At 70.3% G+C, this 25,474-nt stretch carries 23 protein-coding genes and 1 tRNA gene; 9 read left to right on the top strand and 15 right to left on the bottom strand.

All coding sequences use genetic code 11. The features are described 5' to 3' along the window. Positions 1 to 77 precede the first annotated feature (77 nt). Together L3078_RS19025 and L3078_RS19020 are read right to left on the bottom strand one after the other, a co-directional pair. The gene (locus tag L3078_RS19025) at positions 78 to 410 is read right to left on the bottom strand and encodes a hypothetical protein (RefSeq protein WP_239755076.1); all 333 of its coding nucleotides are present in this window, start codon (positions 408 to 410) and stop codon (positions 78 to 80) included. Between the two features lie 15 nt (positions 411 to 425). Continuing rightward, complete coding sequence (locus L3078_RS19020) at positions 426 to 2,192, bottom strand: sodium:solute symporter family protein (RefSeq protein ID WP_239755075.1); 1,767 nt, start codon at positions 2,190 to 2,192, stop codon at positions 426 to 428. Between the two features lie 95 nt (positions 2,193 to 2,287). Here L3078_RS19020 and galT point away from each other — a divergent pair, with 95 nt between their 5' ends. The 3 genes from galT (at position 2,288) to galK (ending at position 5,606) form a co-directional block, all read left to right on the top strand. Further along, positions 2,288 to 3,349 carry a galactose-1-phosphate uridylyltransferase gene (gene galT, locus L3078_RS19015; protein ID WP_239755074.1) on the top strand — a complete coding sequence of 354 codons (1,062 nt, stop codon included), beginning with the start codon at positions 2,288 to 2,290 and terminating at the stop codon, positions 3,347 to 3,349. Then, positions 3,346 to 4,308 (top strand): UDP-glucose 4-epimerase GalE, encoded by a 963-nt coding sequence (gene galE / locus L3078_RS19010; RefSeq protein ID WP_239755073.1) that lies wholly within the window; start codon positions 3,346 to 3,348, stop codon positions 4,306 to 4,308. Before galT ends, galE begins: the two co-directional genes overlap by 4 nt. Positions 4,309 to 4,445: 137 nt before the next feature. Next, entirely contained in the window at positions 4,446 to 5,606 is a 1,161-nt protein-coding gene (gene galK / locus L3078_RS19005) for a galactokinase (protein ID WP_239755072.1), read from the top strand. Between the two features lie 8 nt (positions 5,607 to 5,614). Here galK and L3078_RS19000 read toward each other — a convergent pair whose 3' ends face one another. After that, entirely contained in the window at positions 5,615 to 6,058 is a 444-nt protein-coding gene (locus L3078_RS19000; RefSeq protein WP_239755070.1) for a GNAT family N-acetyltransferase, read from the bottom strand. Positions 6,059 to 6,319: 261 nt separating this feature from the next. On the opposite strand from L3078_RS19000, the gene L3078_RS18995 reads away from it, so the two are divergent. Continuing rightward, a complete protein-coding gene (locus L3078_RS18995) occupies positions 6,320 to 7,096 on the top strand; it encodes a LuxR C-terminal-related transcriptional regulator (RefSeq protein ID WP_239755069.1) in 777 nt (258 codons plus the stop codon). On the opposite strand, the gene L3078_RS18990 is transcribed toward L3078_RS18995, so the two are convergent. Then, positions 7,055 to 7,552, bottom strand: a complete 498-nt coding sequence (locus tag L3078_RS18990) for a MarR family winged helix-turn-helix transcriptional regulator (protein WP_239755068.1) — start codon at positions 7,550 to 7,552, stop codon at positions 7,055 to 7,057. The two genes, L3078_RS18995 and L3078_RS18990, sit on opposite strands and share 42 nt — an antisense overlap. A 103-nt stretch (positions 7,553 to 7,655) precedes the next feature. Here L3078_RS18990 and L3078_RS18985 point away from each other — a divergent pair, with 103 nt between their 5' ends. The 3 genes from L3078_RS18985 to L3078_RS18975 all read left to right on the top strand — a co-directional run bounded on the left by L3078_RS18985 (position 7,656) and on the right by L3078_RS18975 (position 11,363). Next, positions 7,656 to 8,474 carry a trans-aconitate 2-methyltransferase gene (locus L3078_RS18985; RefSeq protein ID WP_239755067.1) on the top strand — a complete coding sequence of 273 codons (819 nt, stop codon included), beginning with the start codon at positions 7,656 to 7,658 and terminating at the stop codon, positions 8,472 to 8,474. After that, positions 8,471 to 8,773 carry a VOC family protein gene (locus L3078_RS18980; protein ID WP_239755066.1) on the top strand — a complete coding sequence of 101 codons (303 nt, stop codon included), beginning with the start codon at positions 8,471 to 8,473 and terminating at the stop codon, positions 8,771 to 8,773. The genes L3078_RS18985 and L3078_RS18980 overlap by 4 nt, the downstream gene beginning before the upstream one ends. A 502-nt stretch (positions 8,774 to 9,275) precedes the next feature. Next, positions 9,276 to 11,363: a glycosyltransferase family 4 protein gene (locus tag L3078_RS18975; RefSeq protein WP_239755065.1), complete on the top strand. Its 2,088-nt coding sequence runs from the start codon at positions 9,276 to 9,278 to the stop codon at positions 11,361 to 11,363. Between the two features lie 226 nt (positions 11,364 to 11,589). Here the strand turns inward: L3078_RS18975 and L3078_RS18970 are convergent, their stop codons facing one another. Then, positions 11,590 to 12,267: a TetR/AcrR family transcriptional regulator gene (locus L3078_RS18970; protein ID WP_239755064.1), complete on the bottom strand. Its 678-nt coding sequence runs from the start codon at positions 12,265 to 12,267 to the stop codon at positions 11,590 to 11,592. After that, a complete protein-coding gene (locus tag L3078_RS18965) occupies positions 12,264 to 13,295 on the bottom strand; it encodes an acyl-CoA desaturase (RefSeq protein WP_239755063.1) in 1,032 nt (343 codons plus the stop codon). Before L3078_RS18965 ends, L3078_RS18970 begins: the two co-directional genes overlap by 4 nt. 384 nt (positions 13,296 to 13,679) lie before the next feature. Between L3078_RS18965 and ppc the strand changes: the two genes are divergently transcribed. Then, complete coding sequence (gene ppc, locus L3078_RS18960) at positions 13,680 to 16,412, top strand: phosphoenolpyruvate carboxylase (RefSeq protein WP_239755061.1); 2,733 nt, start codon at positions 13,680 to 13,682, stop codon at positions 16,410 to 16,412. 226 nt (positions 16,413 to 16,638) lie between these two features. On the opposite strand, the gene L3078_RS18955 is transcribed toward ppc, so the two are convergent. The 7 genes from L3078_RS18955 to L3078_RS18925 form a co-directional block, all read right to left on the bottom strand. After that, complete coding sequence (locus L3078_RS18955) at positions 16,639 to 17,172, bottom strand: hypothetical protein (RefSeq protein WP_239755060.1); 534 nt, start codon at positions 17,170 to 17,172, stop codon at positions 16,639 to 16,641. Between the two features lie 80 nt (positions 17,173 to 17,252). Continuing rightward, entirely contained in the window at positions 17,253 to 17,855 is a 603-nt protein-coding gene (gene pth / locus L3078_RS18950; RefSeq protein WP_239755059.1) for an aminoacyl-tRNA hydrolase, read from the bottom strand. 93 nt (positions 17,856 to 17,948) lie between these two features. Continuing rightward, on the bottom strand, positions 17,949 to 18,542 hold the full coding sequence (locus tag L3078_RS18945) for a 50S ribosomal protein L25/general stress protein Ctc (RefSeq protein ID WP_239755058.1): 594 nt from the start codon (positions 18,540 to 18,542) through the stop codon (positions 17,949 to 17,951). Positions 18,543 to 18,719: 177 nt separating this feature from the next. Then, positions 18,720 to 19,694: a ribose-phosphate diphosphokinase gene (locus L3078_RS18940; RefSeq protein ID WP_239755057.1), complete on the bottom strand. Its 975-nt coding sequence runs from the start codon at positions 19,692 to 19,694 to the stop codon at positions 18,720 to 18,722. Between the two features lie 110 nt (positions 19,695 to 19,804). Next, entirely contained in the window at positions 19,805 to 21,253 is a 1,449-nt protein-coding gene (gene glmU, locus L3078_RS18935) for a bifunctional UDP-N-acetylglucosamine diphosphorylase/glucosamine-1-phosphate N-acetyltransferase GlmU (protein WP_239755056.1), read from the bottom strand. Positions 21,254 to 21,376: 123 nt separating this feature from the next. Further along, positions 21,377 to 21,449 (bottom strand) — tRNA-Gln (locus tag L3078_RS18930). Positions 21,450 to 21,464: 15 nt separating this feature from the next. Further along, positions 21,465 to 22,325, bottom strand: a complete 861-nt coding sequence (locus tag L3078_RS18925; RefSeq protein WP_239755055.1) for a hypothetical protein — start codon at positions 22,323 to 22,325, stop codon at positions 21,465 to 21,467. Between the two features lie 168 nt (positions 22,326 to 22,493). Between L3078_RS18925 and L3078_RS18920 the strand changes: the two genes are divergently transcribed. Further along, on the top strand, positions 22,494 to 23,852 hold the full coding sequence (locus L3078_RS18920; protein WP_239755054.1) for a sensor histidine kinase: 1,359 nt from the start codon (positions 22,494 to 22,496) through the stop codon (positions 23,850 to 23,852). Positions 23,853 to 24,069: 217 nt separating this feature from the next. Here L3078_RS18920 and L3078_RS18915 read toward each other — a convergent pair whose 3' ends face one another. Further along, positions 24,070 to 24,564 carry an SUKH-3 domain-containing protein gene (locus L3078_RS18915; RefSeq protein ID WP_239755053.1) on the bottom strand — a complete coding sequence of 165 codons (495 nt, stop codon included), beginning with the start codon at positions 24,562 to 24,564 and terminating at the stop codon, positions 24,070 to 24,072. Positions 24,565 to 24,714: 150 nt separating this feature from the next. Continuing rightward, on the bottom strand, positions 24,715 to 25,215 hold the full coding sequence (locus L3078_RS18910; protein WP_239755052.1) for a YwqJ-related putative deaminase: 501 nt from the start codon (positions 25,213 to 25,215) through the stop codon (positions 24,715 to 24,717). Positions 25,216 to 25,474 lie beyond the last annotated feature (259 nt).

Genomic DNA, 25,474 nt, shown 5'->3' with positions numbered 1-25,474 from the left:
ACCGTCACCAGCCACGACCCTAGCCTCGGCCGGGCGAGATACAAGGGCCGTAGCGCTCCCGGCCCTCACGCCCGGCGTCATCTGGAGTCCCGCTCCCCCTCCGACCGCTCCCCCTCCACCGGCGGAGCCGCCGGCCGTAGCCACAGCCAGCCCAGGAAGAACACGCCCAGGGCCAGCATCCCCAAGCCCGTCCACAGGTTGATGTTCACCCCCACCGCCTTGTCGATCTCCGCGTCGGACGCCGTGAGGCCGGCGAGGGTGACGATGACGCCGTAGAGGACGAAGAGGCCGCCGATGATGCGGCGGATGTCGAAGAGGCGGGCGGCGGTCGCGGACCTGCCCTGGAGCTCGGTGACCTCGCGCTGGACGTCACGTTCGGAGTATCCGGAGGAACCGGAGTGATCGGTCATGGTGCTCCTCGGTGCCTAGAACGAGAACGGGATGTAGCACGCCGCCGCCAGGACGATCGCGCCCCAGCCGAGCAGCGCCGGTCGGCGGTACCACGCGTCGTCGCCCTCGCCCGGCGGCTCGTCCATGCCGGGGGAGCGCGTGCCGTAGACCAGGCCCTGGAGGTCCGCGTCCGGCTTCGGGGCCGTGAAGAGGGAGACGGCCACCATGAGCACGGCGCCCGCCACGAACCCCGCGATCGCGGAGACGAAGTTCGCGCCCTGGTCGGTCGGGATGTCGATGACGTCCTGCTTGTAGAGGACGAAGTAATTGAGCATCGCGGCCGTGGTGCCGGCCAGCAGACCCCAGAAGCCGGACTTCATCGAGGCCCGGCGCCAGAACATGCCGATGATGAAGACGACGAACATCGGCACGTTGAAGAAGGAGAACAGCGTCTGGAGGTAGCTCATGATGTTGGAGAAGGAGGAGGCCAGGAAGGCCGTGCCGATGGACGCCAGGACACCGATCGCCGTGATCAGGCGGCCGAAGCGCACGTAGTAGCCGTCCTCCCGGTCCCGCACCACGTACTTCGCCCAGATGTCCGTGGTGAAGACCGTGTTGAAGGACGAGACGTTCGCCGCCATGCCCGCCATGAAGGCCGCCAGCAGGCCGGTGACGGCGATGCCGAGGACGCCGTTGGGCAGCAGGTCCTCCATCAGGTACGGGATCGCGTCGTTGTACTGGAGGTCGGACTCCGAGGTGCCGATCCGCGGGACCAGGACCGCCGCGACCAGGCCCGGGATCATCACCAGGAAGACGATGAAGATCTTCGGGAAGGCCGCGATGAGCGGGGTGCGCTGGGCGGCCGAGAGGTTCTTCGCGCTCAGCGCGCGCTGGACCTCAGCGAAGTTCGTCGTCCAGTAGCCGAAGGAGAGCACGAAGCCGAGACCCAGGACGATCGTCAGCCAGTTCGCGCCGAGCGGGTTGTCGCTGCCGATGCCGGTGCCGCCCCACGCCGTGACGAAGTCGGGTCCTCGGCTCTCGGTCAGGGAGTCGGAGAGGCCGTCCCAGCCGCCGACCTTCTTCAGGCCCAGCACGGTGATCGGGATCAGGGCCGCCAGGATCACGAAGAACTGGAGCACCTCGTTGTAGATCGCCGAGGAGAGTCCGCCGAGGGTGATGTACGCCAGTACGAAGATGCCGGCGACGACGATCGACACCCACTCCGGCCAGCCCAGCAGCGCCTCCACGACGATGGCCAGCGCGTACAGGTTCACCCCGGCGATCAGGATCGCGGCGAAAGCGAACAGGACCGAACTCAGCAGGTGCGCGCCCCGGTCGAAGCGCAGCAGCAGGAACTCGGGGACCGAGCGGACCTTGCTGCCGTAGTAGAACGGCATCATCACCAGGCCGAGGAAGACCATGGCCGGGATGGCGCCGATCCAGTACCAGTGCGTGGTGTAGACGCCGTACTGCGCGCTGTTGGCGGCCATCCCGAGGATCTCGGTGGCGCCCAGGTTGGCCGCGATGAACGCGAGCCCCGTCACCCAGGCCGGCAGTGAGCGCCCGGAGAGAAAGAAGTCCAGGCTCGTGCGCACCGACCGCCGGGCGGCGAACCCGATGCCGAGGACGACGACGAAGTACACGGCCAGGATCGTGTAGTCGAGCCAGTCGACGGGGAGCCGCAGCTCGGCCGCGAGATCGGCGAGACCGGCGGTGCCGGAGGGGTCGGCGGGACCAGCAGGGCCGGCGGGGCCGGAGGGATCCGCGAGATTCTCCATGCGCAGCTCCACTTCAGTTGGCATCTGGTGATCTTTGTTTGATTGTGATGGTGACGAACGTCGGAACTTGTGCTTTGATGTGTTTGGTTCTGTTTGATGGGTGGGATGGGGAGTCCGGCGTGAAGAAGACCTCGACCCGGCTGGCCGACGGTCGTGAGCTGATCTACTACGACCTGCGCGACGACACCGTGCGCGACGCGGTGGACAAGCGGCCCCTGGAGCGCACCGTCACCACTTCGGAGGTACGCCGGGACCCGCTGCTCGGCGACTCCGTCGCGATCGCCTCGCACCGGCAGGGCCGCACCTACCACCCCCCGGCGAACGAATGCCCGCTCTGCCCCTCCGAGGGCGACCGGCTGAGCGAGATCCCGGACTCGTCGTACGACGCCGTGGTGTTCGAGAACCGCTTCCCCTCGCTCGCCGGCGACTCCGGCCGCTGCGAGGTCGTCTGCTTCACCTCGGACCACAACGCGTCCTTCGCCGACCTGACCGAGGAGCAGGCCCGCCTGGTCCTGGAGGCCTGGACCGACCGCACGGCGGAGCTGTCCCATCTCCCCTCCGTCGAGCAGGTGTTCTGCTTCGAGAACCGCGGCGCCGAGATAGGCGTGACCCTGGGGCACCCCCACGGGCAGATCTACGCGTACCCCTTCACCACCCCCCGCACCGCGCTGATGCTGCGCTCGCTGGCGGCCCACAAGGACGCCACCGGCGGCGAGAACCTCTTCGACGCCGTCCTGGAGAGCGAACTCGCGGGCGAGCGGATGGTCCTGGAGACCGAGCACTGGGTCGCCTTCGTGCCGTTCGCCGCGCACTGGCCGTACGAGGTGCACCTGTACCCGCGCCGCCGGGTGCCGGACCTCCTCGGGCTCGACGAGGACGCGCGCTCAGAATTCCCCCAGGTCTATCTGGAACTCTTGAGGCGCTTCGACCGGATCTTCGGTGAGGGTGAGCCTCCGACGCCGTACATCGCGGCCTGGCACCAGGCCCCGTTCGGCACCCTGGAGGAGTTCGAAGGTGTCCAGCGCGAGGATTTCGCGTTGCATCTGGAGCTCTTCACCATTCGCCGCACCACCGGCAAGCTGAAGTTTCTCGCGGGTTCCGAATCCGGCATGAACGTGTTCATCAACGACGTGCCGCCGGAGCGCGCGGCCGAGCGACTGCGAGAGGTAGCGAGTTCATGAGCGGTAAGTACCTGGTCACCGGTGGCGCGGGGTATGTCGGCAGCGTGGTCGCCCAGCATCTGCTGGAGGCGGGCCACGAGGTCGTCGTCCTCGACAACCTCTCGACCGGCTTCCGCGAGGGCGTGCCCGCCGGCGTGTCCTTCATCGAGGGCGACATCCGCGACGCCGGCAAGTGGCTCGACGGCTCCTTCGACGCCGTCCTGCACTTCGCCGCGTTCTCGCAGGTCGGCGAGTCCGTCGTGAAGCCCGAGAAGTACTGGGACAACAACGTCGGCGGCACCATGGCGCTGCTCGCCGCGATGCGCGAGGCGGGCGTCCGCAAGCTGGTGTTCTCCTCCACGGCCGCCACCTACGGCGAGCCGGAGACCACCCCCATCGTGGAGTCCGCGCCGACCAGGCCCACCAGCCCGTACGGCGCCTCCAAGCTCGCCGTCGACCACATGATCACCGGCGAGGCCGCCGCCCACGGCCTGGGCGCCGTCTCGCTGCGCTACTTCAACGTCGCCGGGGCGTACGGCACCTGCGGCGAGCGCCACGACCCCGAGTCGCACCTCATCCCCCTGGTCCTCCAGGTCGCTCAGGGCAGGCGGGACGCGATCTCCGTCTACGGCGACGACTACCCGACCCCCGACGGCACCTGCGTCCGCGACTACATCCACGTCGCCGACCTCGCCGACGCCCACCTGCTGGCGCTGGACGCCGCGCGGCCGGGCGAGCACCTCATCTGCAACCTGGGCAACGGCAACGGCTTCTCGGTGCGCGAAGTGATCGAGACCGTCCGCCAGGTCACCGGCCACCCGATCCCCGAGGTCGTCGCCCCGCGCCGGGCCGGCGACCCCGCCACCCTGGTCGCCTCCGCCGCCACGGCCCGCGAACGGCTCGGCTGGAACCCGTCACGCGCGGACCTCGCGGAGATCGTGGCGGACGCGTGGCGCTTCACGCAGGAGCGGGCGCAGTAGCGCGCGGTAACAGAATGGGGCGCGGCAGCTCCCAGGGGCGCACACTCGCGCCCGTTCGCGCCCAGTAGTGTGCCGGCTCGGCCAGTTCATCGGCCGAGCCGGTTCGTCGGTCGAGTACGGAAAGGTCAGGGCAGGGGATGAGCGAGGCTGTCGTCGTCGCCGAGCGGTTCGAGGAGCTCTACGGGGCGGCGCCGGAGGGAGTGTGGGCCGCGCCGGGCCGGGTGAACCTCATCGGCGAGCACACCGACTACAACGACGGCTTCGTCATGCCCTTCGCCCTCCCGCACACCACGGTCGCCGCGGTCTCCCGGCGCACGGACGGCGTCCTGCGCCTGCACTCCGACGACGTCGAGGGCGGCGTGGTGGAGCTGTCCCTCGACGCGCTGACCCCGGAGGCCGACCGCGCCTGGACGGCGTACCCGTCGGGCGTCGTCTGGGCCCTGCGCGAGGCGGGCCACACGGCCGTGACCGGCGCGGACGTCCATCTGACCTCCACGGTCCCGACGGGCGCCGGCCTCTCCTCCTCGGCCGCCCTGGAAGTCGTCGTGGCCCTCGCCCTCAACGACCTCTACGACCTGGGCCTCAAGGGCTGGCAGCTGGCCCGCCTGTGCCAGCGCGCGGAGAACGTCTACGTCGGCGCCCCCACCGGGATCATGGACCAGACGGCCTCCGCGTGCTGCGAGAGCGGCCACGCCCTGTTCCTCGACACCCGGGACCTGTCCCAGCGGCAGATCCCCTTCGACCTGGCCGCCGAGGGCATGCAGCTCCTGGTCGTCGACACCCAGGTCAAGCACTCCCACAGCGAGGGCGAGTACGGCAAGCGCCGCGCCGGCTGCGAGAAGGGCGCGGCCCTGCTCGGCGTCGACGCGCTGCGGGACGTCGCCTACGACGAGCTGGACGCGGCACTCGACCGCCTCGGCGACGACGAGGAGGTCCGCCGCCTCGTCCGTCACGTGGTCACCGAGGACCAGCGCGTCGAGCGCGTGGTCTCCCTCCTGGAGTCGGGCGAGACCCGCGCGATCGGCCCCGTCCTGGTCGAGGGCCACGCCTCCCTCCGCGACGACTTCCGTATCTCCTGCCCCGAACTGGACCTCGTCGTCGACACCGCCCTCGCGGCCGGCGCCCTCGGTGCCCGGATGACCGGCGGCGGCTTCGGCGGCTCCGCGATCGTCCTCGTCGACGCCACCGACGCGGACGCGGTCACCAAGGCGGTGGAGGAGGCCTTCGCCGACGCCGCCTTCACGGCCCCGCGCGTCTTCGTGGCGGTCCCCTCGGCCGGAGCCCGCCGGGTCTCCTGACCCGAGTCCTAGCCGAGCCGCTTTGTCAGGGTGTACTCGGTGATCCCCGGCGGATAGTCGGGGATCACGCACACCACCTCATAGCCCAGGCGCTTGTAGAACTCCGGCGCCTGGAAGTCCCAGGTCTCCAACCGGGCCGACCGGCAGGCGCGTTCGCGGGCGGCCAGGTGTTCGGCCCGGGAGAGGATGCGCGAACCCAGGCCCGCCCCCCGGTGGCGTTCGTCGACCCAGAGGTGGACGACGTGCAGCCAGCCGGCCCAGGTGTGACCGACCAGGCCACCGGCCAGTTCGCCCGCCTCGTCCAGGGCCCACACATGCAACGGGACCTCTCGCGCCTCCGGGGTTCCGCGCAGGTCGCGCAGGACCGGCGACGCGGCGGTGTTGCTGGCGCGCAGCCGCGAAAGCAGCAATTGGCTTCGTTCCCTGTCGACTTCTGTCTCCATACGAAACATGCGGCACACGATAAACGCGCTGGACAACCAGTTCTGCAAATGAGCTTCCGCTCCTGCCCCCCGGCCTTACTCTGATGAACAGCGCCGGTGGGGGCCGGTGCTGATCAGGGGGCGAGACAGTCGGGTACGACGCCCGGAGTGGGGGTAGCGGTTCAGCACGGCGGCGGCCGTGCGGCTGCGACGCCCCGTCCCAGGTGTAAACCGGGGCACGCTCCGGGCGTCGTACGCGCGCCGGTCGTCCCCCGACCAGTGGGGGTTTCAGTGGTTCGCATCCGAGTCCTGGTCGTCGACGACCACCGTATCTTCGCCGAGTCGCTCGCGGCGGCGCTGGCCGCCGAGCCCGACGTCGACGTGTCCGCGGCCGGCAGCGGCCCCGCCGCGCTGCGCTGTCTGGACCGCGCGGCGGCGGAAGGGCGCAAGTTCGACGTGCTCCTGGTCGACGCCGACCTGGGGTGCCATGCCCATGTCCCCGGCGCGCGTCCGGCCGCCGTGCCCGTCCCGGAGGGCGGCGAGGACGGCCTCGTGGACGGCATATCGCTCGTCGCGGGCGTCCGCTCGGGACAGCCGAGCGTACGGACCGTCGTGCTCGCCGAGAAGGACGATCCGCGCCGGGCCGCGCTGGCCCTCCAGGCGGGCGCGTCCGGCTGGGTCGCCAAGGACTGCTCGCTGTCCCGGCTGCTCACCGTCATCCGGGGCGTGCTCCGCGAGGAGACGCATCTGCCGCCCGCGCTGCTCACGGGCGTCCTGCGGGAGTTGACCGCCGCGCGCAAGCACCGCACGGAGAGCGAGCGGCTCGTCGAGTCCCTCACCCCGCGTGAGCGGGAAGTGCTCCGGTGCATGGTGGCGGGACTGGGGCGCAAGGCCGTCGCCGAGCGCCTGTTCCTCTCCCCGCACACCGTCCGCACGCATATGCAGAACGTCCTCGGAAAACTGGGCGTGCACTCCACCCTCGCCGCGGTCGCCCTCGCGCGCCGGGCCGGGGTCGGGCCCGTGGACCTAGCCGGGGATGTTGTCGAACGGGGCGGTCAACTGGCGTAGCAGGCCCGCCAGTTCGCCGCGCTGGGTGCGGGACAGTTCGGCCAGGATCGCGCGTTCCTGGTCGAGCAGCCCGGCGAGCGCCTGGTCCGCCCGGTCCCGGCCCTCGTGCGTGAGCCGGACGAGCACGCCCCGGCGGTCACTGGGGTCGGGCAGCCGCTCGACCAGGCCCTTCTTCGTGAGCCGGTCGATGCGGTTGGTCATCGTGCCCGACGTCACCAGCGTCTGCGTCAGCAGCTGACCGGGCGAGAGCTGGTACGGGTTCCCGGCCCGCCGCAGCGCCGTCAGCACGTCGAACTCCCACGGCTCCAGCTGGTGCTCGGCGAACGCCAGCCGGCGCGCGCGATCCAGGTGCCGGGCCAGTCTGCTCACCCGGCTCAGTACTTCCAGCGGCTCCACGTCGAGGTCGGGGCGCTCCCGGCGCCACGCTGCGACCAGCCGATCGACCTCGTCCTCCATGACGATCAGTGTAGTGGTTGTGTCGACGTGAAGTCTCTTGATGTCGAGATGATTAGGGCCAAGTCTCTTGACTTCGAGATAAGTGCGGGTCGAAAGTGGGGCCATGAAACCCACCACGCCCACCTGGGACCCCCAGCAGTACCTGCGGCACGCCGGGCACCGCGCCCGCGCCTTCGTGGACCTGCTCGCCCACATTCCCGACCCGCCCGCCACGCACCCCCGCGTCGCCGACCTCGGCTGCGGCCCCGGCAACGTCACCCGGCTCCTCGCCGACCGCTGGCCCACCGCGCGCATCACCGGATACGACAACTCGCCCGAGATGCTCGACCGCGCCCGGGCCGACCACGAGGGGCCCACCCCGGGCGGCGGCGGTATCGACTTCGCCGCGGCGGACGTCCGCACCTGGGTGCCCCCGGAGTCGTACGACCTGATCGTCAGCAACGCCACGTTCCAGTGGGTGCCCGGACATCTCGACCGCTTCCCCGCCTGGATCGACGCGCTCGCCCCCGGCGGCACCTTCGCCTTCCAGGTCCCCGGGAACTTCGACTCGCCGAGCCACCGCCTCATGCGCGAACTGGCGCACTCCGCCCGCTGGAAGGACCGCCTCGGCACGGTCCTCCGCCACGACGACGCGGTCCACGCGCCCGTCGACTACCACGCCGCCCTCGCCGACCTCGGCTGCGAGGTGGACGCGTGGGAGACGACGTACGTCCACCTCCTCCAGGGCGAGGACCCGGTGCTCGACTGGGTCAAGGGCACGGGGCTACGCCCGATCCTCACCGAACTGGGCCCGGACGCGGCCCCCTTCGTCGCCGAGTACCGCACGGCCCTGCGCGAGGCGTACCCGCCCACGCCCCACGGCACCCCGTTCCCGTTCCGCCGCATCTTCACCATCGCCCACAAGCCGGCCACGGCCCGATGATCACCGCCGTCGACCACGTCCTGCTCGCCGCCCCGCCCGGCACGGAGGACCGGCTCCGGGCGTACTACGTCGGCGTCCTCGGTATGGCCGAGATCCAGAAGCCGCCCGCGCTCGCCGTACGGGGAGGATGCTGGTTCGCCGCGGGGGACGTGGTGCTGCACCTTGGGGCGGAGCCGGGATTCCGGCCACCGAAGAAGGCCCACCCCGGGCTGCGAGTGCGCCACGCGCACCACCGGGTCGGGGGTCGTTGTGAGGGTGCGGGGCGGTGGGGCTTCTCGCGCAGTTCCCCGCGCCCCTGACGGGGCGCGGAAACGGGTCCCGCTGCCCACCGGATCGTTCGAAATTCCGTGACTGAAACGGAGTTTTGTATTCCGTGCTCGGCTGCCGCTCTGGGGGCTCCGGTGTGGTGTGGCTGATATTGTTCTTTGGCTTTCGTTTGTTAAGGATATATTCTCAGTTCACTTTTTGATGTCTCCCGCCGGTAGTTAGGGGAAGTGGGATTCCGTGCTGTGACCAGGGGGGATCTGGGCCAGTGAGCACTTGCTGAGCCGCTCGGCGCGCTTGACGGGGTTTGTGACGCGCGCCACATAGGCTTTTTGTCGTCCGGTCGGGATTTCGCTCCGCGTATCTCCGTGCGGATTCCCCGGTCGGCCGATTTCCGCTGCGCCGAATCATTCATTTCTTGATTGTCGACCACGTATCGCGTATATAGCCGCGCCCGCGCGCACCCCATGCCTGACCGCCAGGGGGTGCGGGCGCGATGCCGCCCGCGCCCGGGCGGGTCACCAGGGGGAAAAACATATGAAGATCGCGTTCCTGATCAACAACGCCTTCGGCATCGGAGGCACGATCCGCTCGACCGCCAACCTGTCCGCCGCGTTCGCCGAACGGCACGACGTGGAGGTCGTCAGCGTCCACCGTTCCCGCGACGAACCGGCCCTCCCGTTCGACCCGCGCGTCCGTCTGACCTCGCTGATCGACCTGCGCGACGGCAGCCCCGGATACGAGGGCGACCACCCGCTGACCCAGCGGCCCGGCACGATGTTCCCGTACACGGGGGCCACGGGGAACCTGCCCTACACCGGCCTCCAGGACGAACGCATCGGCGGCTTCCTCGCCGACACGCAGGCCGACGTCGTCATCGCCACACGCCCCGACCTCAACGGCTACCTCGCCCGCGACGGCCGGCGCCACTATCTGAGGGTCGGCCAGGAACACCTCAGCCTCGACCAGTACAGCGAACCGCTGCGGAGCAACCAGAACCAGGCGATCGGCGGCCTCGACGCCTACGTCACCGTCTCCGAGGCCGACGCCGCCCAGTACCGCGCAGCCCTGCCCGACGTCCGCACCACCATCGTGTGCGTCCCCAACGGGGTCCAGGCCCCCGCCGTCCAACGCTCCACCCTCGACTCCCGGGTCATCGTCGCCGCCGGCCGGCTCATCCCCATCAAGCGGTACGACCGGCTGGTGAACGCCTTCGCCAAGGTCGCCGCAGACCACCCCGGCTGGACCCTGCGGATCTACGGACGCGGCCCGCAGAAGGAGAACCTGCGCGAGCTGATCGACCGGCTCGGACTGCACGACCGGGTGTTCCTCATGGGAGCGGTCTCCCCGATCGAGACCGAATGGGCCAAGGGCGCCGTCGCCGCCGTCTCCTCCGACATGGAGTCCTTCGGCATGACCATCGTCGAGGCCATGCACTGCGGAGTGCCGGTCGTCGCCACGGACTGCCCGCACGGACCCGGCGAGATCATCACCCACGGCGAGGACGGCATCCTCGTCCCGCTCGACGGTGACGTCGACGCCTACGCCGACGCGCTGAACCGCGTCGTCACCGACGAGGCCCTGCGCGCACGGCTCGGCAAGGCGGCCCTCACCAAGGCCGAGACCTACGCCCCGGCCGTCATCGCCCACCGCTACGAGGCCCTCTTCGCGGAGCTCTCCGGCTCCCGGCGCCGCCGATGGGACGCCGCCGCCCGGCTGAAACGACTCGCCGCCCTCGCCGTCCGGCCCCGCCCCACCAAGGCCGCCCCCGCCGCCGAGGCCGACGGGAGCGCTCCCACGCCCACCGCGCACGCCCGCGCCACCGGCGACGGCGGCCTCACCGTCCTCCTCGACCTGGCCGAGCTGCCGTCCGGGCCCCTCGAATTCATCGCCCGCCTGCGCCGCGACCCCGGCAAACGGCAGGTCAGGGTGCCGCTGCTGCCGAGTGCCGACGCGCCGGACACCGTGGCGCGGGCGACCCTGCACCCCGCCGAGCACACCCTCGCCGAGGGCCGCTGGGACTGCTACGTCGCGCCGCGCGGCACCGACAAACGGGTGCGGCTGGGCGCACGGCTGGTGGAACAGGCCGCGCTGGTCGGACAGGCCCCGCGCGTCGACGAAAGGGGGGTCGGGGCGTGGATCCCGTACCCCACCGTCGACGGGTTCCTCGCCCTGCGGACGTGGCTGCGGCCCGCGCACGCGGAGATCGACGCGGTCGAGGTGGGGGAGGGGGCGGTGACCGTGACCGGAACGGTCCTGGGAGACGCCGAGCCCCTGGCCGCCGGTGTCGGGGAGGGAGCCGTGGTGCGTGTGGTGTCCCGGGCCGACAGCGCGTACGACTTCACGGTGGCCGCGCGGGCCGTGGGGGAGCGGGGGTTCCGGTTCACCGTTCCGTACGCCGAGCTGATGGCTCGGCGGAGTGTCGAGCACGATCTGTGGGATCTGCGGCTGGGGGATGTGCCGGTGGGCCGCATCGGGGGTGATGTGGTCGAGCGGCGGAAGACGGATGTGGTGCCTGGGCAGGTGTTCGAGCACGGGGAGCGGGGGGTGACGCGGGTGCGGCCGTACTTCACCGTGAACAACGAGCTGGCGCTCAGTGCGAAGGATGTGGACGGGGGCGCCTAATAGCTCGGGGGTGCGGGTGCGTCGGCGGGTGCGGCTCCGGTGGGGCTTCTCGCGCAGTTCCCCGCGCCCCTGAAAGACCAGGCCCTGCGGGCCTGAAAGACCGGCCCTGCGGGCCTGAAAAGCACGGGGCGCAGCCCCTGCTTTTCAGGGGCGCGGGGAACTGCGCGAGAAGCCCCACCGGGCCGCACCCGGCGACGAAACAGGCACCCCCCACGCACCCCCCGGCTCAAAACTTCCGGTGGCCGATCAGGCGGGGCTTCTGGTTGAGGCCGTCCAGCCCGTGCCACGCCAGGTTCACCAGATGCGCCGCCACCTCCGCCTTCTTCGGCCGGCGGACATCCAGCCACCACTGGCCGGTCAGGGCGACCATGCCGACCAGCGCCTGCGCGTACAGCGGCGCGAGCTTCGGGTCGAAGCCGCGGCTCTTGAACTCGCGGCCGAGAATGTCCTCCACCTGCGTGGCGATGTCGGAGATGAGGGACGCGAAGGAACCCGTGGACTGCGGGATCGGGGAGTCGCGGACCAGGATGCGGAAACCGTCCGTGTACTCCTCGATGAAGTCGAGGAGCGCGAACGCGGCCTGTTCCAGCAGTTCACGCGGGTGCCCGGCCGTCAGCGAACTGGTCACCATGTCCATCAGCCGGCTCATCTCACGGTCCACCACCACCGCGTACAGCCCTTCCTTGCCGCCGAAGTGCTCGTACACCACCGGCTTCGACACCCCGGCCTTCGCCGCGATCTCCTCCACCGACGTCGCCTCGAAGCCCTTGGCGGCGAAGAGGGCGCGCCCGACCTCCAGCAGCTGCGCCCGGCGCTCGGCGCCCGTCATCCGGGTGCGGCGAACACGCCGCGGCTTGTCATTGCTCGGGGTGCTGCTGGAGTCGGTCGCCACGGCGTCAATCATGCCGCCTCGGCGGACGCCTTCCGGGCTTCGGAGCCTTCCTCACCCGTCTTGCGCCTGGAATCGATACGCGAGCGTGACGGCCAGCGGACGTCGTACGCCCAGCCGAACACCTCGAACCACCGGATCAGCCGAGCGGAGGAGTCCAGCTGGCCGCGCTCCACCCCGTGCCGGGCGGAGGTGGGGTCGGCGTGGTGAAGGTTGTGCCAGGACTCGCCGCACGAGAGGACAGCCAGCCACCAGACGTTGCCGGAGCGGTCGCGGGACTTGAAGGGCCGCTTGCCGACCGCGTGGCAGATCGAGTTGATCGACCAGGTCACGTGGTGCAGCAGGGCCACCCGGACGAGCGAGCCCCAGAAGAACGCGGTGAACGCGCCCCACCAGGACATCGTCACCAGGCCGCCGATCAGGGGCGGGAGGGCGAGGGAGAGCATCGTCCAGTAGATGAACTGGCGCGAGATCGCGCGCAGCGCGGGGTCCTTGATCAGGTCCGGCGCGTACTTCTCCTGAGGGGTCTGCTCCTCGTCGAACATCCAGCCGATGTGCGCCCACCACAGGCCCTTCAGCAGTGCGGGGAGCGTCTCGCCGAACCGCCACGGCGAGTGCGGGTCGCCCTCGGCGTCGGAGAACTTGTGGTGCTTGCGGTGGTCGGCCACCCAGCGCACCAGCGGACCCTCGACCGCCATCGAACCGGCGATCGCCAGCGCGATCTTCAGCGGGCGCTTGGCCTTGAACGAACCGTGCGTGAAGTGCCGGTGGAAACCGATCGTGATGCCGTGGCAGCCCAAGTAGTAGAAGAACACCAGCAGGCCGAGATCCAGCCAGCTCACGCCCCAGCCCCAGGCCAGCGGCACGGCCGCGAGGAGCGCCAGGAACGGGACGATGATGAAGAGGAGCAGGGTGATCTGCTCGATCGAACGCTTCTGCTCGCCGCCCAGCGTGGCCGACGGCGCGGGGGAGTCGGTCGCTGCGGAGCCTGGAGAACCTGTCGCATTCGGCGCGTCTTCGATCACATCGGACCTTGAGCTCATGGGGCGTCCCCTGGGGGGTCGAGGATGGAGAGAGGGGGGAGGTGCCTACGGCAACAGCGTGCGGGGGATACCTGACGGCTTTCCCTACGGTTCCGTAACCTACGGCATCGTAAGTATGGCAGCGCGGTGCCGGGCGGCAAGAGCCCACTGTCTGCGCGTCCCAGGTGTAACGGGCGGGCTCGATGGACAGGTGGCACTCAGTGCCGCACAAGTGGCACCCGTCGCCGGGGGCGCCCAGGTGGCCGCCTATCCTTGGACTCGTTCGGACAGCGCGGTCCGCTCTGAATCCTGCCCGGCCGCCGGGCCACACACCGCGGCCCAGACCGCCGGGCCCCCACCCGGGTTCCCCTCAGCCGAGCTTCAACACTGCAAGGAGCCGCACCTGTGAGCAGTGCCGACGACCAGACCACCACGGTCAGCAGCGAGCTGCGCGCCGACATCCGGCGCCTGGGTGACCTACTGGGCGAGACCCTCGTACGACAGGAGGGCCCCGAACTCCTGGACCTCGTCGAGCGCGTCCGCCGCCTGACCCGCGAGGACGGTGAAGCCGCCGCCGAATTGCTGCGCGGCACCGAACTGGAGACCGCGGCCAAGCTGGTCCGCGCCTTCTCCACCTACTTCCACCTCGCCAACGTCACCGAACAGGTGCACCGAGGCCGCGAGCTGAGGGCACGCCGTGCCGCCGAGGGCGGCCTCCTCGCCCGTACCGCCGATCGCCTGAAGGACGCAGACCCCGAACACCTGCGCGAGACGGTCGCCAACCTCAACGTCCGCCCCGTCTTCACCGCCCACCCCACCGAGGCCGCGCGCCGCTCCGTCCTCAACAAGCTCCGCCGCATCGCCGCGCTGCTGGAGACCCCGGTCATCGAGTCCGACCGCCGCCGCTACGACATCCGGCTGGCCGAGAACATCGACCTGGTGTGGCAGACGGACGAACTCCGCGTCGTCCGCCCCGAGCCCGCCGACGAGGCCCGCAACGCCATCTACTACCTCGACGAGCTGCACGCGAACGCCGTCGGCGACGTCCTGGAGGACCTCACCGCCGAACTGGAACGCGTCGGCGTCACCATCCCCGACGCCACCCGCCCCCTCACCTTCGGCACCTGGATCGGCGGCGACCGCGACGGCAACCCCAACGTCACCCCCCAGGTGACCTGGGACGTCCTCATCCTCCAGCACGAGCACGGCATCAACGACGCCCTCGAACTCATCGACGAACTGCGCGGCTTCCTCTCCAACTCCATCCGCTACACGGGCGCCACCGAGGAACTGCTCACCTCCCTCCAGGCCGACCTCGAAGCGCTGCCCGAGATCAGCCCCCGCTACAAGCGCCTCAACGCCGAGGAGCCCTACCGGCTCAAGGCCACCTGCATCCGGCAGAAGCTGGAGAACACCAAGCAGCGCCTCGCCAAGGGCACCCCCCACGAGGACGGCCGCGACTACCTCGGCACCGCCGAACTGCTGCGCGACCTCACCCTCATCCAGACCTCCCTGCGCGAACACCGCGGCGGCCTCTTCGCCGACGGCCGCATGAACCGCACCATCCGCACCCTCTCCGCGTTCGGCCTCCAGCTCGCCACCATGGACGTCCGCGAACACGCCGACGCCCACCACCACGCCCTCGGCCAGCTCTTCGACCGCCTCGGCGAGGAATCCTGGCGCTACGAGGACATGCCCCGCGAGTACCGCCACAAGCTCCTCGCCCGAGAGCTGCGGTCGAGGAGGCCGCTGGCGCCCACGCCCGCGCCGCTGGACGCCGACGGCGCCAAGACCCTCGGCGTGTTCGAGACCGTCAAGAAGGCCCTCGCCGTCTTCGGCCCCGAGGTCATCGAGTCGTACATCATCTCGATGTGCCAGGGCGCCGACGACGTCTTCGCCGCCACCGTCCTCGCCCGTGAGGCCGGACTCATCGACCTCCACGCCGGCTGGGCCAAGATCGGCATCGTCCCGCTGCTGGAGACGACCGACGAGCTCAAGGCCGCCGACACGATCCTGGAGGAGATGCTCGCCGACCCGTCCTACCGGCGACTCGTCGCCCTGCGCGGCGACGTCCAGGAGGTCATGCTCGGCTACTCCGACTCCTCCAAGTTCGGCGGCATCACCACCTCGCAGTGGGAGATCCACCGGGCGCAGCGCCGCCTGCGCGACGTCGCCCACCGGTACGGCGTACGGCTGCGGCTCTTCCACGGCCGCGGCGGCACCGTCGGCCGCGGCGGCGGCCCCTCGCACGACGCGATCCTCGCGCAGCCCTGGGGCACCCTGGAGGGCGAGATCAAGGTGACCGAGCAGGGCGAGGTCATCTCCGACAAGTACCTCGTCCCCTCGCTGGCCAGGGAGAACCTGGAACTGACGGTCGCCGCGACCCTCCAGGCCTCCGCCCTGCACACCGCGCCCCGCCAGTCCGAGGACGCCCTCGCCCGCTGGGACGCCGCGATGGACGTCGTGTCGGACGCGGCGCACGCCGCGTACCGCAAGCTCGTCGAGGACCCGGACCTGCCGACGTACTTCCTCGCCTCCACGCCGGTCGACCAGCTCGCCGACCTGCACCTCGGCTCGCGGCCCTCCCGCCGCCCCGGCTCGGGCGTCTCGCTCGACGGCCTGCGCGCCATCCCCTGGGTCTTCGGCTGGACCCAGTCACGGCAGATCGTGCCCGGCTGGTACGGCGTCGGCTCCGGCCTCAAGGCGCTGCGCGAAGCGGGCCTGGACACCGTGCTCGACGAGATGCACGAGCAGTGGCACTTCTTCCGCAACTTCCTCTCCAACGTCGAGATGACGCTGGCCAAGACGGACCTGCGGATCGCCCAGCACTACGTCGACACGCTCGTCCCCGACGAGCTCAAGCACGTGTTCGACACGATCCGCGCCGAACACGAGCTGACCGTCCGCGAGGTGCTCCGCGTCACCGGCGAGGACAAGCTGCTGGACGCCAACCCCGTCCTGCAGCAGACCTTCTCCATCCGCGACGCCTACCTCGACCCGATCTCCTACCTCCAGGTCGCGCTGCTGAAGCGGCAGCGGGACGCGGCGGCTGCGGGGGAGGCGGCGGATCCGCTGCTGGCGCGGGCGTTGCTGCTCACGGTCAACGGGGTGGCGGCGGGACTGCGCAACACGGGCTGATTCGTGGGGTTCGATGGCGGCTGACGGCCCGGTGGGGGCTGGTCGCGCAGTTCCCCGCGCCCCTAAAAGACCAGGCCCTGCGGGCCTGAAAGACCACGGCCCTGCGGGCCTGGAAAGCGACGGGGCTGCGGGCCTGAAAAGCACGGGGCGCAGCCCCTGCTTTTCAGGGGCGCGGGGAACTGCGCGAGAAGCCCCACCGGCCGTCAGCCGAATACGCGCCGCAAGGTCACAGCGCCACCCACGCCGCCGTGATCAGCGCGACGCCGAGCCCACCCAACACCCACGCCGACCGCACCATCCGCAACCCACCCGCCACCACCACCGCGGCGAGCAACAGCGCGCCGCCCAACGGCACCCACGCGTGCAGCAGCCCCGCAGGCCCCGTCCGTACGACATCGCTGCTGCCCGGCTTCACGACCACCGTGTACGTCGCACCCGTCTCCACCGCCACCGACCGCTCGATGTCGACCCGCTCCCGCGCCCGCGACCCCGTCGACACCGGCTCGTACGGCCCCCAGCAGGTCTCATCGGCGCACCGGGCCACCGTCATCGTGCCCTGCTCGCGCCCCTTGCTCAGCATCACGTGTTGCGCGCAGCCCCAGGAACCCCACACCCCGGCGATCAGGAGCACCACCGCGATCGCGCCCATGGCCACCAGCCGCCCGTACCGCAGCGCGGCCGACGCGCCGGCGCCGCTCGGGCGCGCACGGCGCCGCGAACGGTGAGCGGGGGCTTTGCTGTCAGGCATGGCGGGGATCATTGGCCATGGCACTGCGGTCGGTCAAGCCTCACAGGCCGGCGCGCAATGGCGGATGAACCGGGACATCTACGGAGAACAGCTCAGGAGTTGTACGTCCCCTGCGCCCGCTCCAACCCCTCGATCACCAGGCACTCCACCGCGTCCGCCGCCCGGTCCACGAAGTAGTCCAACTCCTTGCGCTCCGTGGCGGAAAAGTCCTTCAGCACGAAGTCCGCGACCTGCATCCGGCCCGGCGGACGACCGATCCCGAACCGCACCCGGTGGTAGTCCGACCCCATCGCCTTCGTCATCGACTTCAACCCGTTGTGACCGTTGTCACCCCCGCCGAGCTTCAACCGCAACGTGCCGTAGTCGATGTCCAACTCGTCATGGATCGCCACGATGTTCGCCATCGGCACCTTGTAGAAGTCCCGCAACGCGGTCACCGGCCCGCCCGAAAGGTTCATGTACGACATCGGCTTGGCCAGGATCACCCGGCGGTTCCCCGGACCCGGCGGCCCGATCCGCCCCTCGACCACCTGCGCCTGCGCCTTCCCGGCCCGCTTGAACCTCCCCCCGATCCGCTCGGCCAGCAGATCGGCCACCATGAACCCCACGTTGTGCCGGTTCGCCGCGTACTCGGGCCCGGGATTGCCGAGTCCGGCGATGAGCCAGGGGGCACTCGGATCGGTCGTCACGTGCATGTCTCCTTGATACGCGGGCGGATGCTCGGATACGCGCCAGCCGCCGCCCCCCGGAGGGAGCAGCGGCTGACGAACCGATGACGGAGCCGGGGCTCAGGCCTCCGCGGCCTCGTCGCCCTCGGCGGCCTCCTCCGACGGCTCCTCCGCCTGGGCGGCCAGAACCTGGAGCACGACGGCGTCGCCGTCGACGGCCAGCGTGGTGCCCTTCGGCAGGGTGATGTCCTTCGCGAGGACGGACGCGCCGGCCTCCAGGCCCTCGACGGAGACCGTCACGGACTCGGGGATGTGCGTGGCCTCGGCCTCGACCGGCAGCGCGTTCAGCACGTGCTCGAGCAGGTTGCCACCCGCCGCCAGCTCACCCTCGGTGTGCACGGGGATCTCGACGTTGACCTTCTCGCCCCGCGTGACCAGCTGCAGGTCGACGTGCTCCAGGAAGCCCTTGATCGGGTCACGCTGCACGGACTTCGGGATCGCCAGCTCGTTGGACTTGCCGTCGATGTCCAGGGAGATCAGGACGTTCGGCGTACGCAGCGCGAGCAGCAGCTCGTGACCCGGAAGCGTCAGGTGGATCGGGTCGGAACCGTGACCGTAGAGAACACCGGGAACCTTGGCGTCACGGCGGATACGGCGGGCGGCACCCTTGCCGAACTCGGTACGCGTCGACGCGCTGAGCTTCACCTCGGACATGATCACTCCTCGTAGAGAACTGGGGAAACGTGGTCACCCGGCCAAACCATCGGCCTGCTACGAAGAGCGCGTCGATAACGGACCGCCGCACCCACAGGTACGGCCTCCCTCGCCGAGCAACTGTGACAGCTTACGCAGCGGGAAGGCCGTACAAGAAATCGATCTAGACCAGGACTCTCACTGCTCGTCGAACAGGCTCGTCACCGAACCGTCCTCGAACACCTCACGCACCGCGCTCGCGATCGTCGGCGCGATCGACAGCACCGTGATCTTGTCCAGCTCCAGCTCGCTCGGCGTCGGCAGCGAGTTGGTGAACACGAACTCACTCACCTTCGAGTTCTTCAGGCGGTCGGCCGCCGGACCCGACAGCACACCGTGCGTCGCCGTCACGATGACGTCCTCCGCACCGTGCGCGAACAACGCGTCCGCCGCCGCACAGATGGTGCCGCCGGTGTCGATCATGTCGTCCACCAGCACACACACCCGGCCCTTGACCTCACCCACGACCTCGTGGACGGTCACCTGGTTCGCCACGTCCTTGTCACGCCGCTTGTGCACGATCGCCAGCGGCGCACCCAGACGGTCGCACCAACGGTCCGCCACCCGCACCCGGCCCGCGTCCGGCGAGACCACCGTCAGCTTGTTCCGGTCCACCTTCGCGCCCACGTAGTCCGCCAGCAGCGGCAGCGCGAACAGGTGGTCGACGGGCCCGTCGAAGAAGCCCTGGATCTGGTCCGTGTGCAGATCCACGGCCAGGATCCGGTCCGCACCCGCCGTCTTCATCAGATCCGCGACCAGACGCGCCGAGATCGGTTCACGACCACGGTGCTTCTTGTCCTGCCGCGCGTAACCGTAGAACGGCACGATGACGGTGATCGAGCGGGCCGACGCACGCTTCAGCGCGTCGATCATGATCAACTGCTCCATGACCCACTTGTTGATCGGAGCCGTGTGGCTCTGGATCAGGAAGCAGTCCGCACCACGTGCCGACTCCTCGTAGCGGACATAGATCTCACCATTGGCGAAGTCGAAGGCCTTCGTCGGGACGACCCCGACACCCAACTGCTGGGCGATCTCCTCGGCAAGCTCGGGGTGGGCGCGGCCGGAGAAGAACATCATCTTCTTCTCGCCGGTCGTCTTGATCCCGGTCACAGCACTGTCTCCTCAGAGGTTCTCAGCCGGGCAGGCGGAAATCGCTGGCTCAGCTGGGGTGCGGGTGTGCACTTATCACGGTACGACGTCCTTGGCGCACCTGTTTCCAGTCAGCTTTCGCTCTCGCCCTCCCGAGAAGCCGCCTCGGCCGCCTTCGCCGACGCGCTCCCCGGACGCTTCCGTGCCACCCAACCCTCGATATTCCGCTGCTGGCCACGGGCCACGGCCAGCGAACCGGGCGGCACATCCTTCGTGATCACGGACCCGGCGGCGGTGTACGCACCGTCCCCGACCGTGACAGGAGCCACAAACATGTTGTCCGAGCCCGTCTTGCAGTGCGAGCCGACGGTCGTGTGGTGCTTGTTCTCACCGTCGTAGTTCACGAAGACACTCGCCGCGCCGATGTTCGAGTACTCACCGATCGTCGCGTCACCGACGTAGGAGAGATGCGGGACCTTCGTCCCCTCCCCGATCGTCGCGTTCTTGGTCTCGACGTACGTGCCGATCTTCGACTTCAGCCCGAGGCGCGTGCCGGGACGCAAGTACGCGTACGGCCCCACGGTCGCCTGCGGCCCCACCTCGGCACCGTCCGCCACGGTGTTGTCGACGCGCGCGCCGGCCCCGACCGTCGTGTCCTTCAGCCGGCTGTTCGGACCGACCTCCGCGCCCTCCGCGAGATGCGTGGCGCCGAGGAGCTGGGTGCCCGGGTGTACGACCGCGTCCTGCTCGAACGTCACGGTGACGTCGACCCAGGTGGTGGCGGGGTCGATCACGGTCACCCCGGCGAGCATGGCCTCGGTGAGCAGCCGGTCGTTCAGGATCCGGCGGGCCTCGGAGAGCTGCACACGGTTGTTGATCCCCGCGATCTCCCGGTGGTCACCTGCCACGGAGGCGCCGACCCGGTGGCCCGCCTCCCGCAGGATCCCGAGCACGTCCGTCAGGTACTCCTCGCCCTGGCTGTTGTCGGTCCTGACCTTCCCCAGGGCGTCCGCGAGCAGCTGGCCGTCGAACGCGAACACCCCGGAGTTGATCTCACGGATCGCGCGCTGCGACTCGGTGGCGTCCTTGTGCTCCACGATGGCCGTGACGGCACCGGAGGCGCCGTCCCGCACGATGCGGCCGTAGCCGGTGGCGTCCGGGACCTCGGCGGTCAGCACGGTCACGGCGTTGCCGTCGGCGGAGTGGGTGGCCGCCAGCGCCTGGAGGGTGGCGCCGGTGAGCAGCGGGGTGTCGCCGCAGACGACGACCACGGTGCCGTCGACGACGCCGCCCAGCTCCTCCAGGCCCATCCGTACGGCGTGCCCCGTGCCGTTCTGCTCCGCCTGGACCGCCGTGCGGACGCCGGGGTCGATCTCGGCGAGGTGCGCGGTGACCTGCTCGCGGGCGTGCCCCACGACGACGACCAGGTTCTCGGGCTCCAACTCGCGCGCGGCGGCGAGGACGTGGCCGACCAGGGAGCGGCCACTGATGCTGTGCAGAACCTTGGGTGTGGCCGACTTCATACGGGTGCCCTCACCCGCTGCGAGTACGACGACGGCTGCCGGGCGGGTTGCGCTCACGGGGATGCCCTTCGGCTGTGGATGTGTGGGGTGTGGACATCCGCAGGATACCGGGGCGTTCGGAGGGGGAAATGTGAGCGGGCCCTGACCCGTGTTGCTGGGGTCAGGACCCGAACCACGCAGCTCCGCCGCTAGGACTCGAACCTAGACCGAACATCTCCAAAGGATGCCGTGCTGCCAATTACACTACGGCGGATTGCTGCCCCAAACCCTACCTGAGCCGAACCGCGACGTCCGCAGCAATCCCCTTCCACCAGCCCTCGATGCGGCAGTACAAATCGCCTCCCTGCTGCACCCTGATGACAAGGCAGCCTCGATAGTCCTCACCGGTGTTCTTCCGGACGGTCTTCGGGTTGTGCTTCTTGAGCGTGGTCGGCTGGAGCAGCTCGCGATCGACGCCTACCAGATCCGCCCAGTAGGTCTCAGCTGCGGTGATGTCGGCGCTTTCATGGATCATCACGCGGAAGCGGAGGCGTTTGCGCTCCACGCCCAGCAGATCGAGCCAGGCCAGGAAGGTGTTGATCATGTCGGGATCGCTGTTGATGAAGTTGACGGCCTCGCGGCGCGCGTACGGCTTGCTCTTCGCGCCTTCCGCCCAGTAGAGCCCGACGCCCAGGACGAAGAGCTCACGGTCGGTCAGGCTGCCGAGTTCTTTGGCGGCGCCGACCTTCACGTTCCTGCGCTCGGTCGCCTGGGCCTGGCGGACGACAGCCAGACCCTCCCGCATGAGCGCCTGCTGTTCCTCCGGGGTGTAACGCGGCTCCGGCTTCGGCAAATCCCGTACCCACAGCGAGATCGAGCTCTTCGAGCAGCCCAGTTCGAGCTGGATCTGGTCGTACGTCCAGCCCTGGAGGCGTAGGTCCCTCGCTCTTGCTTTGAGGTCGTCCTTCGCGTTGGGGCGCTTGGTCCATTCCGGGGGCGGCTCGCCCTCCAGGAGGCGGTTGAGGATGTCGTTGTTGTCGACGTGGAGGCGGTCGCGGATCTGCCGGCGGCTGAGCCCCTCGCGGCGCAAGGTGATCGCCCGCTCGCGCAGAGCCTCGAAGTCGGCGTACTTGCTGTGTGGATGTGCCATGGGCATACCGTCCGGGCGGAATGCGGGGTTCCGGGGTCGAACGGTGGGCGATTCAGCAGTTCGAGGGAAAGGGGGTGGTTTCGCTTCTGTTCGAGGGTGGGGCGTGGTGTGGGCCACTACGGGAAACTCGCCGGAAAAGCGGGGGCGCTCGAACGTAGGCTTGGGTGTATGACCACGACGGGGGAAGACCACACCGCGGCCGGGACGGGGGACAGGGCCGGACCGTGGTGGTGGGAGCGGTGGCGGGGTGCCGCCCTCGACGGCGGGCTGGCGCTGGTGTCGGCCGTCGAGTGTTCGATCGAGGGTGTCGAGTTCGCACGGAACGCCGCGCTGCCGGAGGCCGTGGGGGTCGTGTTCGGGGCGCTCGCCGGTTCCGTGCTGTTGGTGCGGCGGATGTGGCCCGTCGCCGTCGTGCTGGTCTTCATCGCCGTCGCGCCCGCCCAGATGGGGTATCTGATGGGGCTCGTCGGGCTCTACACGCTGGCCGCGTCGGAGGCGCCGCGGCGGATCATCGGGGCGCTGTCGGGGATGGCGTTCGCCGGTGTGTTCATCGTGTGGTTCGTGGAGGCGACCCGGAGCAATCTGCAGGGGGACGGGGCGGTCGGCGGCGGGGACGCGTTCGCCGTGTTCCTGGCGTCCACGATGGCGATCGGGCTGACCGCGCCGCCGGTGCTGCTGGGGCTGTACGTCGGGGCGCGGCGGCGGTTGATGGAGAGTCTGCGGGAGCGGGCGGATTCGCTGGAGCGGGAGCTGCAGTTGCTCGCGGAGCGGGCGGAGGAGCGGGCCGAGTGGGCTCGGGGTGAGGAGCGGACCCGGATCGCGCGGGAGATGCATGACGTGGTGGCGCACCGGGTGTCGTTGATGGTCGTGCACGCGGCGGCGCTCCAGGCGGTGGCGCGGAAGGATCCGGAGAAGGCCGTGCGGAACGCGGCGCTGGTGGGGGACATGGGGCGTCAGGCGTTGACCGAGTTGCGGGAGATGCTCGGGGTGTTGCGGTCGGGGGAGGGGTTCTCGTCGATGGGGCGGGAGCGGCCGGGGTCCGGGTCGTTGCCGGCGCCGGTGCCGTTGGCGGCGGTGGGGGCGGCGGCCGCGGCGGCGGCTTCGCGGGCCGAGGACGAGGCGGCGGAGGGGCCTTGTCTGGCCGAGCTTGAGGTGTTGGTGGGGCAGTCGGCGGCCGCGGGGATGGTCGTGGAGTTGTCGGTGGAGGGGGAGGTGCGGGTGTACGCGGCGGAGGTGGAGCAGACGGCGTACCGGGTGGTGCAGGAGGCGTTGACCAACGTCCACAAGCATGCGGCGGGGGCGAAGACGCGGGTGCGGTTGGCGCATCGGACGGCGGAGATCGCGATGCAGGTGGAGAACGGCCCGCCGCCGGAGCCGGGCGCGGCGGGGGCCGCGCGGCTGCCGAGCGGGGGGAACGGCTTGCTCGGGATGAAGGAGCGGGTGGCCGAGCTGGGCGGTGTGTTCGTGTCCGGGCCCACGGACGCGGGGGGCTTCCGGGTGTCGGCGGTGCTTCCGGCCGCGCCGTGAGGGGCGTAGCCCCTGCTTTTTCAGGGGCGCGGGGAACTGCGCGATCAGCCGCGTACGACGGGTGTCCGCCGATGTCCTGAGGCCCTATGGCGGGACGGCGCGACGCGAAACGGCGGATGGCGGCCGACGGTCGGAACCCCTACGGCGGCCGGTGCTCAGCGGCGGCCGGCGCCCGCGGCGGCCCCTCAGCCTGCGGCCCCCTCAGCCTGCGGCCCCCTCAGCCCGCGGTCAGCCGTACCGGTGCCGAGCCCGCCAGGAGTGTGGTGAGGGCGGCGTCGACGTTGGGGCCCAGGTACCAGTCGCCGGTGTGGTCGAGCGCGTAGGTGCGGCCCTCGGTGTCGATGGCGATGAGGGCCCGTGTGGCGATCTCGTGGCCGAGGGGGCAGACCTCGGTGTCGAGGGCGCGGCCGAGGTCGCCGAGGGTGCGGGCCATGTGGAGGCCGTGCAGCGGGTCTAGGTGCAGGTCGGCGGGGGCGAGTCGGCGGCCGGGGCCCTGGGCGGTGAGGTGCAGGCCGCCGAACTCGGCCCAGGCCTCGACCGCGGCCGGGAAGACGGCGTGGCGGTGTCCGGCGGGGGAGGTGTGCTCGCGCAGGGTGTCGGCCCAGATCTCGGCCTGCTTTATGTCCCAGCGGCCCGGTTGCCATCCGGCGGCACGCAGGGCGGCGTCGACGGGAACGGAGAAGCGCGTGGTGGAGGTGCGGTCTGTGTGCATCTGCCCTTTGTTCGTCGGTGGTTCGTGGTGCTTCGCGTGGTGCTTCGTGGTGGTTCTGTTCTCAGGCGTCCGAGAGGCTTTCGAGAGGCTTTCGAGAGCGGTTCGTGCGCCGTTCGTGTCTTCTGACGCGTGCTGCGGGTGCCCGGGTTCCTAGTTGTCCTGGGAGGGGTCCACGACGCGGACGCCGAAGTGGGCGCTGAGGGCCGCGCAGGAGCGGCAGGGCGGGGCGAACGCGCCGTGCAGGGGGTCGCCGTCCTCGCGGATGTGGCGGGTGGTGAGTTTGGCCTGCTTGAGGGCCTTGCGGGCCTCGCCGTTGGACATGGGTCTGCGGGCGGCGCGCCTGCTGCGGGCCGCGTCGGCGCCGGTGATGTGGCGGGAGATGAGGATGGCCTCGGCGCAGCGGCCGGTGAAGCGGTCGCGCCGGTCGGTGGCGAGGGAGTCGAGGAACTCCTGGACCAGGGGGTGCAGGGGCGGGGCCTGGTCGCCGCGGGCGGCGGTGCCGGTGAGGGTCTCGCCGCGTACGGAGAGGGCGGCGGCCACGGTCGGCAGGATGCCGTCGCGGCGGTGGAGGAGGGCGGGAGCGTGCGGCTGTTCCGCGGTGCTCCAGCCGATGCGGGGGTCGCCCGAAGGTCCCGCCTGCGTCGCGCTCATGGTCGTGTTCCCCTCCTGTTGCATCCCCCGCCAGGGGACACAGAGTGCCAAACGGCGTGCCCGGTGCGGAAGCTGGGGCTGGACGACACGCCCGTTCTTCGGCGTTGCGTGAGGGTGGTGTGACGGCTGGTCACGGTGGCGGAGGCCCGATGACCGGTGTCGCCGTACCGCATAGGCTGTCGACAACCGCGATCCGTTCGGTCTTGCGATCGAGGGCGGACAGAACAGGCCGTACCAGGGCCTTTTCTGTTGTCGGGGA

This window comes from Streptomyces deccanensis, from assembly GCF_022385335.1.
In the GTDB taxonomy this organism is placed as follows: domain Bacteria; phylum Actinomycetota; class Actinomycetes; order Streptomycetales; family Streptomycetaceae; genus Streptomyces; species Streptomyces deccanensis.
Note: the sequence above shows the minus strand (reverse complement) of the source record. Positions and strands in the feature narration are given on the sequence as shown.